The organism is Microbispora amethystogenes (genome assembly GCF_016863015.1).
In the GTDB taxonomy this organism is placed as follows: Bacteria; Actinomycetota; Actinomycetes; order Streptosporangiales; family Streptosporangiaceae; genus Microbispora; species Microbispora amethystogenes.
Map to the genome: position 1 here is coordinate 14,065 of NZ_BOOB01000015.1, position 14,218 is coordinate 28,282.

The 14,218-nt window shown below is 72.6% G+C and carries 11 protein-coding genes; 6 read left to right on the forward strand and 5 right to left on the reverse strand.

The genetic code is table 11. The annotated features are described in order from the left end of the window. Nucleotides 1–99: 99 nt before the first annotated feature. From sepH to Mam01_RS11155, 3 genes are all read right to left on the reverse strand, one after another. Nucleotides 100–2,838, reverse strand: coding sequence for a septation protein SepH (gene sepH / locus Mam01_RS36545; protein WP_239101220.1), 2,739 nt, complete (start codon nt 2,836–2,838; stop codon nt 100–102). 464 nt (nt 2,839–3,302) lie between these two features. Further along, a complete protein-coding gene (locus Mam01_RS11150) occupies nt 3,303–4,595 on the reverse strand; it encodes a D-arabinono-1,4-lactone oxidase (RefSeq protein WP_239101221.1) in 1,293 nt (430 codons plus the stop codon). A gap of 79 nt (nt 4,596–4,674) precedes the next feature. Beyond that, nucleotides 4,675–5,865, reverse strand: coding sequence for an MFS transporter (locus Mam01_RS11155; RefSeq protein WP_204285306.1), 1,191 nt, complete (start codon nt 5,863–5,865; stop codon nt 4,675–4,677). A gap of 236 nt (nt 5,866–6,101) precedes the next feature. On the opposite strand from Mam01_RS11155, the gene Mam01_RS11160 reads away from it, so the two are divergent. After that, on the forward strand, nt 6,102–7,244 hold the full coding sequence (locus tag Mam01_RS11160) for a lytic transglycosylase domain-containing protein (protein ID WP_239101222.1): 1,143 nt from the start codon (nt 6,102–6,104) through the stop codon (nt 7,242–7,244). Between the two features lie 2 nt (nt 7,245–7,246). Here Mam01_RS11160 and Mam01_RS11165 read toward each other — a convergent pair whose 3' ends face one another. Continuing rightward, nucleotides 7,247–8,233, reverse strand: a complete 987-nt coding sequence (locus tag Mam01_RS11165; RefSeq protein WP_204285307.1) for a ferrochelatase — start codon at nt 8,231–8,233, stop codon at nt 7,247–7,249. 87 nt (nt 8,234–8,320) lie between these two features. On the opposite strand from Mam01_RS11165, the gene Mam01_RS11170 reads away from it, so the two are divergent. Together Mam01_RS11170 and Mam01_RS11175 are read left to right on the forward strand one after the other, a co-directional pair. After that, complete coding sequence (locus Mam01_RS11170) at nt 8,321–10,276, forward strand: prolyl oligopeptidase family serine peptidase (protein WP_204285367.1); 1,956 nt, start codon at nt 8,321–8,323, stop codon at nt 10,274–10,276. A 111-nt stretch (nt 10,277–10,387) separates the two neighbouring features. Next, nucleotides 10,388–11,191: an inositol monophosphatase family protein gene (locus Mam01_RS11175; RefSeq protein WP_204285308.1), complete on the forward strand. Its 804-nt coding sequence runs from the start codon at nt 10,388–10,390 to the stop codon at nt 11,189–11,191. Nucleotides 11,192–11,272: 81 nt separating this feature from the next. Here the strand turns inward: Mam01_RS11175 and Mam01_RS11180 are convergent, their stop codons facing one another. Continuing rightward, a complete protein-coding gene (locus Mam01_RS11180; protein ID WP_165900481.1) occupies nt 11,273–11,437 on the reverse strand; it encodes a hypothetical protein in 165 nt (54 codons plus the stop codon). A gap of 243 nt (nt 11,438–11,680) precedes the next feature. Here Mam01_RS11180 and Mam01_RS11185 point away from each other — a divergent pair, with 243 nt between their 5' ends. The 3 genes from Mam01_RS11185 (at nt 11,681) to Mam01_RS11195 (ending at nt 14,217) form a co-directional block, all read left to right on the forward strand. Beyond that, nucleotides 11,681–12,334: a response regulator transcription factor gene (locus tag Mam01_RS11185; RefSeq protein WP_111698089.1), complete on the forward strand. Its 654-nt coding sequence runs from the start codon at nt 11,681–11,683 to the stop codon at nt 12,332–12,334. Nucleotides 12,335–12,345: 11 nt separating this feature from the next. After that, nucleotides 12,346–13,659 carry a sensor histidine kinase gene (locus Mam01_RS11190; RefSeq protein WP_204285368.1) on the forward strand — a complete coding sequence of 438 codons (1,314 nt, stop codon included), beginning with the start codon at nt 12,346–12,348 and terminating at the stop codon, nt 13,657–13,659. A 258-nt stretch (nt 13,660–13,917) separates the two neighbouring features. Beyond that, complete coding sequence (locus Mam01_RS11195) at nt 13,918–14,217, forward strand: DUF4193 domain-containing protein (RefSeq protein ID WP_030454398.1); 300 nt, start codon at nt 13,918–13,920, stop codon at nt 14,215–14,217. Nucleotide 14,218: the final 1 nt, after the last annotated feature.

Sequence of the window (14,218 nt, forward strand, 5' to 3'; positions counted from 1 at the left end):
GGCGGAGAGCCGCCACAGCACAAGCGGATGGATACCGCGACGGCTCCACTCACGGACGGCGATGAGTTGACGAGTAGGGCTAGAGCGCTGCCGCGCTCGTCAGTCCTGCTTGCGGGCGCCGAACATGATCTCGTCCCAGGTCGGTACGGAGGCTCGTCGGCCGCGTGACTTGCGAGGACGTGGGGGAGCGGGCTTCGGCACCGGAGGAGCGGGAGTCTCGGGCTTCGACTCCTTCGGACCATCCTTGGCGGTGTCCTTCGGGCTGTCCTTCAACCCGTCCTTCGCGCCGCTCTTGGCCTCGTCTCCCGTGCGGTCTCCCGCTCGCCTCGGTCGCGGCTGAGGAGCCCTGGCCGCCTCAGTGGGCGGTGCGGGCGCGGGAACGGCGGGCCGCGTCTTCTGGACCGTGTCATCCGCAGCAGCGGGTGCTGCAGGCTCCGCTGCCGGTACGGCAGGCGGGGCAGCGGTGTCCGCCGCGGCTTCCGCCCCAGCGCCCGCAGGAGCGCCAGGTGCGGTGTCCGTCTCCGTCTTCGTGGACGCTGCCGTGGCTGGAGCGGCTGTGGCGTCGGCTGCCGCCGGGCTGTCCACCGTTGAGGGGGCGGCACCGTCGGTGTTCGCCGTCCCGCCACGCCCAGCGGTGTTGGTGTCCGATGTGTCAGCGCTCGCCGTGTCCGCCACGCCGCCGGTTGGCGTGTCTCCAGCCGACGCAGCAGGTGCTGCGATGCTCGGCGCGCTGGGAGTGCTGTCATCGGCCACGTCCGCGCTCTTGGCGTCCGGGGCCGCGGAGCCTGTGGTCATGTCGGTGGCGGTGCCCGGCGCTTCGGGCGCCTTGGCGACCGCATCCGCCTGCTGCGGCGTCTCTGTGACAGGTCCCTCGACGGCCGGAGCGTCGTCGTCCACGCTCTTGGTAGTCGCTGGGGCGGCTGCCGCTGAAGGGTCGGCGGACGACACGCCGGCGGGCGCAGGAGCGGCGGAGGCGGGCGCTGCGACGTCGTGCGTCGCGGACTCTCCCACCGGCCGGGCGCCGGTGTCCGATTCGCGAGCATCGGCATCCGCCTTCGCGGCGGGTGTCGTAGCGGCGGCCGGGGCGTCCGTCGTGGCCTGCGTCGCCGGCTCAGCGACGGGGGCGGGCCGCATGTCGCCGTCAGCGACGGTCGCAGCGGCAGACGGAGTAGCGGAACCGGGTGTGACCGCCGCAGCGGTCTCCTTGGCGTCCAGCGCCGTCGTGGGGCCGGGCCGCGAATCCGCCGGCACGTCATCGGCGGCAGTCCGAGAGCCGGCCGGGGCGTCATCGGAGGCGGTTCGTGAGCGGGTGGCGGCGTCGGTGGGAGCATCCGGCACCGGGGCGGGCGTGACGGACTGCACTGCGGGTGACACATCCGCGCCAGAATCCGTCCGCTCACTGGCGGGGCCGTCCTGGCTGACCGTGAACTGCGGCGGCACGGGCGCGTCCGCGCCACGCTCCGCCTCCGCGCCGGAGGTCGCGGGCGTGGCCTGCACTGTGGAGTCCGTTGCGGTGGCGCTCTGCGCCGCAGGGGGCGCGGAGGTGGCAGGCGTGGCCGAAGGCTCGGGTTCGGTCTGCGCGGGAGGCGCGGCGGTCGCGGCGGCGTCCGGCGCCGAAGAAGGTTCGGGTTCCGTTCGAGCCGGGGGCAGCGCGTACGCCGCGACGTCCGGAACCGGGGCGGGCGGCGCGGCCGGGGACACGGGCGGGGTCGCGTCGTACCGATCCCGGCTGGCCGGGGGAGCTGGTGGGGCGGCGTCGTACGGGTCGCGGGCCGGCGGAAGGGCGGGCGGGGCGACCGGTTCGGGCGCGGAGATCAGCGACTGCGGCAGCCGGAAGGGCACCGGGGTGAGCTCCGGCCGGTAGGCGGCCAGCTCCTCCTCGGACGGATCCGTCCGTCCAGGGTCGCGCCGCGCGGCGGGGTCCTGGTGCCGTCCGGGCTCCGGGCGCAGCGGAGCGCCCAGCCGCGGCAGCGGCTCGACAAAAGCCGCGGGCTCGGCGAAGGCCGCGGGCTCGGCCCGCGGCGGCTCATATCTCACCGGCTCGGCGGCGCGCATGGGCTCGGGACGCACCGGCTCGGCACGCGCGGGCTCGGGCCGCGAGGGCTCATACCGTACGGGCTCGGGACGCACCGGCTCGGGACGGAACGCGGACTCGTCGCGGCTGCGGACCTCGTTGGGCAGCGGCGGCACAGGCGCGAGCTTGGAGGCGAGGCGGGGCACGAACGGCCGCACGGTGGCGTCGTCGGCCTGGTCCGGCTCGACGTACTCGGCCGCCGACAGGCGCATGGCCTCGTCGTCGTTCGGGGTGATGTGGCGGCGGCGGGGGTCGAAGAGCCACTCGGCGTGCCGGGTGTGGCCGTTCCAGACGAAGCCGAGCCGCACCCGCCAGAGGTTGTCGTCGCGCTTGGCCGAGTCCCAGTCGATCTCGTCGGCGGGCACGCCGCGCCGGGTGAGCCGCTCGGCCACCAGCTCGCCGAGCGTCGGCCCGGGGGTGGTCTCGCCGGGCATCCGGACGGGGACCCGCTGGGCCTGCTGGGCCATGTACTCGCGCTCCTGGAGAACGGGCCCCTCGAACCAGCGGACTCGTTCCACCGGGATCCCGGCGGTGGCCGCGATCTCCTCCGCCGTCTCGCCGGCACGGATGCGCGCCTGGATCTCCTTGGGACGCAACGGGCTCTCCACTTCGATCTCGTACTGGCCGAGACGGGAGAAGTTGCCGCGAACCGCAGCACGGAGCCGGTCGTCGACGGGCAGCGTGAAGCGCGTGCCCCGCCCGGCCGTCGCCAGGACGAGGTACGTTCCGTCTTCACTCACCGCGACGAGACGGAGCTCCTGCATGCGAGTCCCTTCGTCGTCGTGCTCTGTCTTCCCCCGGACCCTTGAGTCTCTCGCGTGAACCGGTTGCCTTCCAGCACCGTACCCGGCATGTCCGAACATCGCCTCGCCAGGAGGCGAGGCAGGTGTTGTGACCCCGGTCACATTTTTGACGTTCACTTCGCCGCAACCCGTCGGTCATGATCGACCAGAGGAAAGGCGGCACCCGGAACGCGAGAGTGAGGGTCGTGTCTCGGATGGCGCGCGCCCACGGCCCGTCCGTACGGCACGGCGGCGGCGCACGTGGCGTACGCCGTGCGGCCGGACCTGCGGGAGGGTCTCATTGCTGCGTTGCTCCCTCGGTTCGAGTGGCGCGCCGGGCTCCGGTCTGCCCGTGCTCCGCAATGTGCCTGCCCCGGGGGAGGCTCGGGCAACGCGACACGCGGAAGACGCCGGACCGTGGAGAGGGACTTTACGCGGCGATGGGGTCAGCCATCCCGCGACGCGCCGAGGACCCGGTCGAGGTAATCGTTGGCGAACAGCCCGTGAGGGTCCATCTCGCGCCGCAGCGCGACGAAGTCGCCGAACCGGGGATAGACGCCGCGCAGGTAGTCCGCGTCGCGGGTGTGCAGCTTGCCCCAGTGGGGCCGGCCCTCCAGCCGGGTCATGATCTCCTCGACGCCCGCGAAGTACTCCGGGTCGGGCGCGCCCCGGTAGACGTGGCAGGCGACGTACGCCGAGTCCCGGCCGTACGCGGTGGACAGCCAGGCGTCCGAGGGCGGCGTGACCCTGACCTCCACCGGGAACGTGACCGGCCGGCCCGAGCGGTCCAGCAGGTCGCGGACCTCCCGCAGGGCGCGGGCGAGGTGGCGGCGCGGGATCGCGTACTCCGTCTCCAGGAAGCGGACCTCGCGGACGGAGGTGAAGACGCGGTGGGAGGCGTCCACGAACTCCGACGTCCCGAGCAGCCGGGCGGACGCCCGGTTGATCGCGGGCACCGCCTGGGGGAGGCGGGCCCCGAGGGCGCAGGCCGCGCCGAACGCCGTGTTCTCCAGGAACACCTCGTCGAGCCACCTCTTGAACGTCGTTGGCGGCCGGGCCGGGCCGGCGTCGCGGTTGTTGCGCTTGACCAGGCAGGTGTCGGTGTGGGGCAGCCAGAAGAAGTCGAGATGGTCGTCGGCCCCGGTCAGGTCGTCGAGCGTGTCGAGGATCCGGCCGAACGCCATCGGCTCCCGCCGCGCGCGCAGCAGGAACGCGGGCTCGACCCGGAACGTGACGGCGGTGAGGATGCCGAGCGCGCCCAGCCCGACCCGGGCCGCGTCGAACAGGTCGCCCTCCCGCACGGTCGCGACCGAGCCGTCGGCGAGCACCATCTCCAGCTCGGCGACCTGGTCGGCGAGCCCCCCGGTGTGCCTGCCGGAGCCGTGGGTGCCGGTCTGGATCGCCCCGGCGGCGGTCTGCGCGGTGATGTCGCCCATGTTGGCGAGCGCGAGCCCCCGCCGGTGGAGCTCCTCGTTGAGCGCGTGGAGCGGAGTGCCCGCGGCCACCTTCACCCAGCCGTCGCCCGCGCCGAGCACGCCGGTCAGCGCGTTCGGCCGCAGCAGGACGCCGTCGGTCAGCGCCACCCCGGTGAACGAGTGCCCGGTGCCGGTCATGCGGACCCGGCGGCCCGCTCTCGCGGCGTCCCGTACGGCGTCCGCGACCTCGGCGGCCGAGGCGGGGGTGCGCACCTCGGCGGGCGTGACCGACTGGTTGCGCGCCCAGTTGACGAAGGCGTCCATGCTCTCCATCCAGTGGCCTGGCAGTGAACGTGAACACTACTCATGAACGCCCGCGCTGCCTACACGCCAAAAAAGAGCGTCAGCCGGCCCGCTGCCGTACGCGGGCCAGCGCCGACCCGCCGAGACCGACCGCGACGGCGAGCAGCGCGCACGCGTAGGAGAAGCCGTACGCGTTGGACGCGCCGTAGGCGTCGGTGAGCCGCCCGCCCGCCCACGCGCCGACGGCCACCCCGAGGCCGATGGACGTGGAGATCCACGCCATGCCCTCGGTGAGCTGCCCGGCCGGCACCATCCGCTCGACGAGCGAGAACCCGGTGATCAGCGTGGGGGAGATGGACAGCCCGGCGAGGAAGAGCGCCAGGGCCATCGCGCGGATGTCGTCCATCAGCAGCACCGGGGTGAACCCGGCCGCGAACAGCGACAGCCCCCGGACGAACCGGCTGCGCAGGCCGATCTTCCAGTGCCGGGAGCCGAACCACAGGCCCGAGATCATGCTGCCGGCCGCGACCGAGGCGAGCAGCAGCCCGGCCGCAGGCTTGTTGCCGTGCTCGTCGGCGAAGGCCACCGTGATGATGTCGACCGAGCCGAACACCGCGCCCATGGCGAGGAAGACGGCCGACAGCAGCGCCACCCCCGGGATCGCGATCGGCGACCCGCCCGCCCTGTGGTGCCGTACGACCGGTGGCTCGGTGCCGCGCAGGCAGGCGAAGACCAGCGTGCCCGACAGAGCCAGGACGATCGTGGCGATGAGCCCGGCGTAGGCGTTGACGCCCGTCGTCAGCGCGGTCACGAACGCCGGGCCGCCGACGAAGATCAGCTCGTCGGCCACCGACTCGAACGAGAACGCCGTGTGCAGCCGTGAGGGGTCGTCGAGCACGTGCGACCAGCGGGCCCGGACCATGGAGCCCAGCGACAGGCCGGTGGCGCCGGACGCCACGCCCGCCGCGTAGAGGGCCCACTGGGGGGTCCGGGCGTGCGCGCACAGCATCAGCGCGCTGATCGAGGCGGCGTGCAGGAGGATGAACGGGACGAGCACCCGCGACTGGCCGAAGCGGTCCACGAGCCGCCCCGACAGGGGAGCGGCGATCGCGAAGGCCACCGAGACGGTCGCCGCGACCGCCCCGGCCGTCGCGTACGACCCGGTGACGGCGTTGACGAGCAGGATGACCCCGATGCCGAGCATCGACATGGGCGCCCGACCCACGAACCCCGCGAAAACGAAGCCCTTGACTCCGGGCGTGCCGAACAGCCCGCGATACGGCCCGACCATTGGTGTTCCCCTTCAGCACGATGGTGCGTGTGCGTCCGGGCCGGCCGTTCGGACAGCGGCGGCGGCCTGCGGAATGTTCCGGTGAGAACTTCCGAGGCACGCGGACGTCGTAGATTTCCGGTTTCGACCATCGCCTGCCCGCCTATCATGGGGCAAGTGATTTTCCGTCGCCGGGGGTGCGGGGTCTGACTGTGCTTTCCCGCTCTTCCTACGCTACCGGGCGCATCCGTCCCATTGTGACCGGGCTCGCGGTCGTGATCGTCAGTGTGCTCGCCGTGGGTGTCGCCGCCCTCGTGACCTGGCCCGACGCCGATGCGCTCGCGGCCGGTGGACGGCCGCGCCCGGACAAGGCGCTGCCGGCCGCGCGGGCCACCACGGCCGCCCTCCTGCCCGACCAGACGCTGCCGTCGAGCGCGCCCGTCGCCGGTGGGCCGGGCGTGCAGGTCACGCCGCCGCAGCTGCTGGCGATCTCCCCGGCCACGGTCCCGGCGGAGACGCTTCGCAGGATCGCCAAGCTGCCGCACGTGCAGAAGGTGGCGGTCACCGACGGCGGCGCGGTCCACGTCTCCGGTACGGCCCTGCGCCTGCTCGCGGTCGACCCGGCGCAGTTCCGCTCCTGGACCCCCAAGCGGGTCGCCGAGCACCCGGAGGTGTGGAGCGGGCTGGCCCGGGGCGAGCTGGTCGCCGACAGCGGGACGATCAAGCGGCTCGGCATGCAGTTGGGCGTGGACTACCAGATCGACGGCGGCCCCCGGCTGCGGGTCGCCGCCTCGGCCTCGCTCGGGCTCCCCGACATCGACGGGCTGGTCAGCCGGGACGTGGGGCAACGGCTCGGCTTCCCCGGCGGGGTCGTGGTGCTCGTGCACGGCGACCCCGGCAAGGTGGACCGGGACGCGGTCGCCCGCCTGCTCGGCAAGGGCGCGCAGGTCGTGCGGATCGGCCCGGACAGCGATCGGCCGAAGGCCGCGAAGCCGCAGGGGCAGGCCCTGGTGGGCCGGCCGGCGAGCTACCTCGACCTCTACCAGCGCTCGGCGACCGTCTGCCCCGGCCTCTCCTGGACCGTCCTCGCTGCGATCGGCCAGGTGGAGAGCAGCCACGGCCGCAACAACGGCCCGTCGTCCGCCGGGGCGCTCGGGCCGATGCAGTTCATGCCCGCCACCTGGAAGTCGTACGGCGTGGACGGCGACGGCGACGGCAAGGCGGACATCTGGAGCCCCTTCGACGCGGTGCCGTCGGCGGCCACATACCTGTGCGCCAACGGGGCGGGCCAGGGCGGCGAGAAGCTCAGGAAGTCCGTGTGGTTCTACAACCACTCCTGGGACTACGTGAACAAGGTGCTGTCGCTCGCCGACGCCTACGCCCGCACGTACGCCTCCTGAGGTCAGGAAGGGCGGCGGGCCGGGGCCGGGCAGCAGGTGCCCGGGCACGGCGCGGGAGCGGGTTCGGCGAGCAGTTCGGCCACCATCGACACGAACCGCGGATGGGTGCCGGCGGTCGCGGCCCTGGTGAGCGGCATGCCGAGCTTGCCGGCCAGGTCGGCGGCCTCCGTGTCGAGGTCGTAGACGACCTCCATGTGGTCGGACACGAACCCGATCGGCACCAGCGTCACGGCCGGCACGCCCTCGGCGTGCAGCGCCTCCAGGTGGTCGCAGACGTCCGGCTCCAGCCACGGCACCTGCGGCGGGCCGCTGCGGCTCTGCCACACGAGGTCCCACGGCCGTCCCGCGTCCACCTGCTCGACCACCAGCCGCGCGGTCTCGCGCAGCTCGGCCTCGTACGCGCCCCCGGACGGGCCGGCGGTGCGCGCCATGGAGACGGGGATGCTGTGCGCGGTGAAGACGAGCCGGGCGCCGGTCCGCACGTCCTCGGGCAGCGTGGCGAGCGCCTCGCGGGTGTGGTCGGCCATCGCGGCCACGAACCCGGGGTGGTCGTAGTAGTGGCGCAGCTTGACGATCTCGGGAGCCCCCGGCACGGCGGCGCGGGCCCGGTCGATGTCGTCGAGGTACTGCCGGCAGCTCGAATAGGAGCGGTAGGCCGCGGTGACGAAGGCCGCCGCCCGGCGCACGCCGTCCTCCTTCATCCGCCGGACCGTGTCCTCCAGGAACGGATGCCAGTTGCGGTTGCCCCAGTAGATCGGAAGGTCCACATCCAGCGCGTCGATCAGCTCACGGCACTGCCGGTTGATCGGGCTGACCCCGCCGAACCGCTGGTAGTGCGCCTCGACCTCCAGCAGCCGCTCACGCGGCACGCCCCGGCCGCGTACGACGTTCTCCAGGAACGGCATGACGTCCTCGGGCCCTTCCGGCCCCCCGAACGAGACGACGAGCAGAGCGTCGTAGCCCGCGTCAGACCCCGTGGTGCTCCCCATGAAGGACAACACTATCGGGGGGTCGAGCCGGGCGGCCCGGGCGAGTAGGTTCGAGCGGTGACTGAATTTCCCGACATCCGCGAGTACATGGCCCTGCCGCGCGTGGCGTCGCTGCGACTGTCACCCGACGGAACCCGGCTCGTGTCCGTGGTCCAGTCCCTCAACCCCGACGGCAAGTCGTACGGAACGGCGCTGTGGGAGATCCCCCTCACCCCTGACGGCGAGCCGCACCGGCTGACGCGGTCGGCGAAGGGGGAGGCGGGCGCGGAGTTCACCCCCGGCGGAGACCTGCTGTTCGTCTCCCGGCGGCCCGACGAGACGGTCAAGGAGACCGGCGGCGAGGTGCCCGCGCTGTGGCTGCTGCCCGGGCGGGGCGAGCCCGTACGGCTGGCCACCCGCCCCGGCGGGATCGGCGCGGTCCGGGCGGCCGGCGACGTGGTGGTCTACGCCTCCGAGGTGCTGCCCGGCGACGCCGCGACCGAGGAGGAGCGCCGCAAGGGCCGCGAGGACGACGGCGTCAGCGCGATCCTGCACGAGGGCTACCCGATCCGGCGCTGGGACCACGACATCGGCCCGGCGCAGACCCGGCTCTTCGCCGGCCGTGCCGGCCGGGACGGCCTGGAGGACGTCCGGGACCTGACCCCCGAGCCGGGCGGCGCGCTGCGCGACGCCTCCTTCGCGGTCGTCCCCGACGGCTCGACCGTGATCACCGCCTGGCGGGAATTCCTGCCGAACGGCGCGGGGCGCACCGACCTGGTCGCCATCGACGTCGCGGACGGGTCGCGGCGGACGCTCGCGACCTCGCCGGAGCACGACTTCGGCGGGCCGGTCCTGGTGTCGCCCGACGGGCGGCACGTCGCCTGCACCCGCGAGCGGCACGCCACCGAGCAGGTCTCGGCCACGGTCGACCTGTGGGTGATCGACCTGGACACCGGGGTGGGACGGGCCGTCGCCGAGGAGATCTTCCCGGCGTCGGTCGCGTGGGCGCCCTCGTCGGAGGAGCTCTACGTCGCCGCCGACGACCGGGGCCGCCGCCCGGTCTTCCGGGTCGCCCTCGACGCGCCTTCCGACGCGGCGCTGACCCGGCTGACCTCGGACGACGGCGCCTACGCCGAGCTGTGCCCGGCCGCTGGAGGGGTGGTCTACGCCGTGCGCGGCGCGGTCGACTCGCCGCCCACGCCAGTGCGGATCGCCCCGGACGGCACGGTGACCACGCTGCCCTCGCCCGTTCCGGCGCTCGACCTGCCCGGCACCCTGACCGAGGTCACCGCCACGGCCGACGACGGCACCGAGATCCGGGGCTGGCTGGTGGTCCCCGCGGAGGCGACCGCCGAGAGCCCGGCGCCGTTCCTGCTGTGGATCCACGGCGGGCCGCTCGGGAGCTGGAACGACTGGAGCTGGCGCTGGAACCCCTGGCTGATGGCCAGGCACGGATACGCCGTGCTGCTGCCCGACCCCTGCCTGTCCACCGGGTACGGCCAGGGCATGATCGACCGGGGCTGGGGCGACTGGGGCCCGGTCACCCACGCCGACCTGATGGCGATCACCGACGAGTGCCTGAAGCGGCCGGAGATCGACGAGCAGCGGACGGCGGCGATGGGCGGGTCGTTCGGCGGTTACATGGCCAACTGGGTCGCCGGGCACACCGACCGCTTCCGGGCGATCGTGACGCACGCCTCCCTGTGGAACCTGGAGCAGTTCGCGGGCACCACGGACGACGCGGACTACTGGTATCGCGAGTTCGGCGCGCCCGGCTCGGCCCGCTACGAGCGCCTCTCACCCCACCGGTGGCTCGGCGAGATCAGGACGCCGATGCTGGTGATCCACGGCGACAAGGACTACCGCGTGCCGATCGGCGAGGCCCTGCGGCTGTGGTGGGACCTCCAGCGGTCGGGGGCCGAGGCGAAGTTCCTCTACTTCCCCGACGAGAACCACTGGGTGCTCAAGCCCGGCAACGCGATCGCGTGGTACGAGACCGTGCTGGCCTTCCTGGCCCAGCACGTGCTCGGGGAGGAGTGGCGCCGCCCGGCCTCCCTGCGGTGACCACCCGAGATCACTCGATCCCGGTTTGGGAGGATGTGCGGGTTACCCGTGGCCGTTCCGTTCCGGTGAACGGTCACGGACGATCACCGACTCGATAGGGGGCGCACCGGCATGGACGACCGTGTACGGGAGGAGGAGCTGCTGGACCTGGCGGCCCGCATAGCGGAGGAGGCCGGTCAGATGCTGCTCGCCAAGCGGCCCGCGCGGCCCGAGGTGCTCGCCACCAAGTCGAGCCCCACCGACGTCGTCACCGCGCTGGACCGGGCCGCCGAGGAACTGATCCGCGCCCGCATCGCCGAGGCCAGGCCGCGTGACGCGGTCCTCGGCGAGGAGGGCGGCGACACCCCCGGCGAGGGCGTGGTCCGCTGGGTCGTCGACCCCATCGACGGCACGGTCAACTTCCTGTACGGCGTGCCCGACTGGGCGGTCAGCATCGGCGTCGAGGTGGACGGTGAGATCGTCGCGGGGGTGGTCAACAACGTCCCGCGCGGCGAGCTGTTCACCGCCCGCCGGGGCGGCGGCGCGTGGCTCCGGGGCGAGCGGCTGCGCTGCAACACCGGCGTCCCGCTCGACCGCGCGCTCGTCGCGACCGGCTTCGGCTACGGCGCCGCCCGGCGCCGCGTGCAGGCCGAGGTGGTCGCGCAGGTGGTGCCGAGGGTCAGGGACATCCGGCGGGGCGGCTCCTGCGCGATCGACCTCTGCTCGGTGGCGGCGGGCCGGGTCGACGCCTACTACGAGCGCGGCGCCAACTACTGGGACCACGCCGCGGCCGGGCTGGTCGCCGCCGAGGCGGGGGCGCGGGTCGGCGGCCTGAACGGCAGACCGCTCAGCCCCGACATGGTGCTGTGTGCCGCCCCCGGGCTCTTCGAGGAACTGCACGACCTGCTCGTCCCCCTCGACCCCGAGCGGGACTGACCACCACACCCCCGGGTTCACCCCCGGCACAGGCGAGGGGGCCCGCCGGACGGCGGGCCCCCTCGTCAGGTGTTGGTGGGCTCAGCGGTTGATGGAGACGCCGTGATCCTCCGCGAGGCGGTGCAGGTCCTCGATCTCGGCGGTGAGGGTGTCGGCGAGGAAGTCGTCCCCGCTCGTCGTGGCCTCTTCAAGACCCTTGTAGGCCTGGTCGAGCCTGGATTCGATCGTGGTCGTGAACTCGCCCATCTCACCTTCTTTCTCAGGGGGCGGACGTGGCACGGGGGACGCCGGCGCGGAATCCGCTCAGGAGAGACGCGCCTACCCATGCACACGACAATGGAGGGTGCCCGGGGCCATACCCATAACCGAACCGATCGCAAACCTGTGAATTTCTGTGCTCTACGTCACGTAGAGTGCCGGGACCTCTTACCGGCGGCTTACGCCGGTCAGGGCCACAATGAGGCGTCCGTACCAGCGAGGAGGACCTTGATGCGCGTGCTTGTGGTGGAGGACGAGAGGGTGCTCGCGGACGCGATCGCCACCGGCCTCCGCCGGGAGGCGATGGCCGTGGACGTCGCCTACGACGGCGCCGCCGCCCTGGAGAAGACGGGGTACATCGACTACGACGTGATCGTGCTCGACCGCGACCTGCCGAAGGTCCACGGTGACGAGGTGGCCCGCCGCCTGGTCGCGGAGCGGTCCGCCTCGCGGATCATCATGCTCACCGCGGCGGGTGACGTCGACGCCAAGGTGGAGGGGCTGGAGCTCGGCGCCGACGACTACCTGGCCAAGCCGTTCGTCTTCATGGAGCTCGTGGCCCGGGTGCGCGCGCTCGGCCGCCGGTCCGCGCCGGCGCTGCCGCCCGTGCTGGAGCGGGCCGGGATCCGGCTCGACCCCGGCAAGAGGCAGGTGGCCCGGGACGGCGCGGAGATCCACCTCACCAAGAAGGAGTTCGCGGTGCTGGAGGAGCTGATGCGCGCCGAGGGCGCGGTCGTGAGCCAGGAGGACCTGCTCGACAAGGCGTGGGACGAGAACATCGACCCGTTCACCAACGTGGTCAGGGTGACGATGATGACCCTGCGCAAGAAGCTGGGCGACCCGCCGGTCATCGAGACCGTGCCGGGCGTCGGCTACCGGCTGTGACGCGCGGCCGGATGTCGGACCCGATGGGCACCGGTCCCTACCGCAGCCAGGTTCCGCCGCCGCCCAGCGGGCCGCCCGCCTGGGACGGCCCGCCGCCCCTGGTCGCCCACCCCGTCCAGCGGGCCAACATCCTCGACGAGATGCGGTCGCTGCAGAACCGCGTGAGCATCCGCTGGCGGCTGACCCTCACGTACGCCGCGCTGGTCTTCGTCGCGGGCGCGCTGCTGGTGATGGTCATGTACGTGCTGGTCGGTCACGCGATCAACGTCGGCTGGCAGAGCGTGCCGAAGATCCTGCTGCCGCCGAGCGTGCCGCAGGAGGTGATCGACGAGTTCAACAACAACTACGCCAACCTCCAGGCGGAGGCCACGGCGGCGGCGCGGGGCGAGCTGCTGCAGCGGTCGCTGCTGGCGCTGCTGGGCGTGGGCATCTTCGCCCTGATCCTCGGATACGTCGTGGCCGACCGGGCGCTGCGGCCGATCATCAAGATGACGACCACCGCGCGGAAGCTGTCGGAGACCTCCCTCGCCCACGAGCGCATCGACCTCCAGGGCCCCGACGACGAGCTGAAGGAGCTGGCCGACACGTTCGACGCCATGCTCACCCGGCTCAACACCGCCTTCGACGCCCAGCGGAGGTTCGTGGACAACGCCTCGCACGAGCTGCGCACGCCGCTGGCGATCAACCGCACCGTGCTGGAGGTCGCCCTGTCCGACCCCGAGGCGTCGGACGACCTCAAGGTGCTCGGGCGCACGCTCCTCGGCACCACCGCCCGCAACGAGCGGCTCATCGAGGGCCTGCTGCTGCTCGCCCGCAGCGAGCGGGAGCTGTCGGTGCGCAAGCCCGTGGATGTGCAGGAGGTGGCGAGGACGGCGGTGGAGCAACTGGCCGCCTTCGCGGAGGAGGAAGAGGTCATGGTCGAACACGACCTTCATCCCGCCGCCACGACGGGTGATCCCGTTCTCGTCGAGCGCTGCCTCTCGAACCTCGTGGAGAACGGCATCAAACACAATCTTGGTCCCGGCGGAAAAGTATGGGTCCGTACGGGAATGGTGGACGGGGGTGCGGTTGTTCAGGTCGCGAACACGGGACCGCACGTTCCCGCGTACGAGGTGGACAGCCTGTTCGAGCCGTTCCGGCGGCTGAATGCCGACCGGGTTCAGTCCGCCAAAGGCGCGGGTCTCGGCCTGTCCATCGTGCGCGCGATCGTCCGGGCGCACGGCGGAACGGTCGTCGCCGTCCCCCGCGACGGGGGCGGGCTCGTGGTGACGGTGCGACTCTCCGGAAACGGGGTTTCTCCGGGGATGCCGCAGTCGGCGCGCTGATGGAGCGTGCGCGCCGTACATGTGGTTGGATGTGCCGTCGAACACGGTGGGGATACCGCCGATACTGTGGTTTTCGCCATATTTGGCTAACCGCAGTCCCCGGCGGTGCACGCCACCCGTGTCGGGAGGTTCAGTGTTCGTTCAAGCGGGTACCGATTGCACGATTTTCCGGCCCCCGCGGGCACAACACCGGCCTCCCGAGCGTTAAGACGCGCGACACAGGCGCAGGGCAGATAGATGAGGGGGATGGAGTAGCAGATGGCTACCGACTACGACAGCCCGCGTAAGACCGACGACGACCTCAGCGAGGACAGCCTCCAGGAACTACAGGCGCGCCGCAGCGACAAGTCGTCGGGCAGCATCGACATCGACGAGACCGATCTGGCCGAGTCGCTGGAGCTGCCGGGGGCGGACCTGTCGAACGAGGAGCTCTCGCTTCGGGTGATTCCTCGGCAGGCCGACGAATTCACCTGCTCGCGGTGCTTCCTGGTGCACCACCGCAGCCAGCTGGCCTCGGAGAAGAACGGCCAGCAGGTCTGCCGCGAGTGTGCCGCCTAGG

Excerpts from the sequence above, each read along its gene's own strand:
- sepH (WP_239101220.1), bottom strand. The coding sequence starts at position 2,838 with ATGCAGGAGCTCCGTCTCGTCGCGGTGAGTGAAGACGGAACGTACCTC.
- Mam01_RS11150 (WP_239101221.1), bottom strand. The coding sequence starts at position 4,595 with ATGGACGCCTTCGTCAACTGGGCGCGCAACCAGTCGGTCACGCCCGCC.
- Mam01_RS11155 (WP_204285306.1), bottom strand. The coding sequence starts at position 5,865 with ATGGTCGGGCCGTATCGCGGGCTGTTCGGCACGCCCGGAGTCAAGGGC.
- Mam01_RS11165 (WP_204285307.1), bottom strand. The coding sequence starts at position 8,233 with ATGGGGAGCACCACGGGGTCTGACGCGGGCTACGACGCTCTGCTCGTC.
- Mam01_RS11170 (WP_204285367.1), top strand. The coding sequence starts at position 8,321 with ATGGCCCTGCCGCGCGTGGCGTCGCTGCGACTGTCACCCGACGGAACC.
- Mam01_RS11175 (WP_204285308.1), top strand. The coding sequence starts at position 10,388 with ATGGACGACCGTGTACGGGAGGAGGAGCTGCTGGACCTGGCGGCCCGC.
- Mam01_RS11180 (WP_165900481.1), bottom strand. The coding sequence starts at position 11,437 with ATGGGCGAGTTCACGACCACGATCGAATCCAGGCTCGACCAGGCCTAC.
- Mam01_RS11185 (WP_111698089.1), top strand. The coding sequence starts at position 11,681 with ATGCGCGTGCTTGTGGTGGAGGACGAGAGGGTGCTCGCGGACGCGATC.
- Mam01_RS11190 (WP_204285368.1), top strand. The coding sequence starts at position 12,346 with ATGTCGGACCCGATGGGCACCGGTCCCTACCGCAGCCAGGTTCCGCCG.
- Mam01_RS11195 (WP_030454398.1), top strand. The coding sequence starts at position 13,918 with ATGGCTACCGACTACGACAGCCCGCGTAAGACCGACGACGACCTCAGC.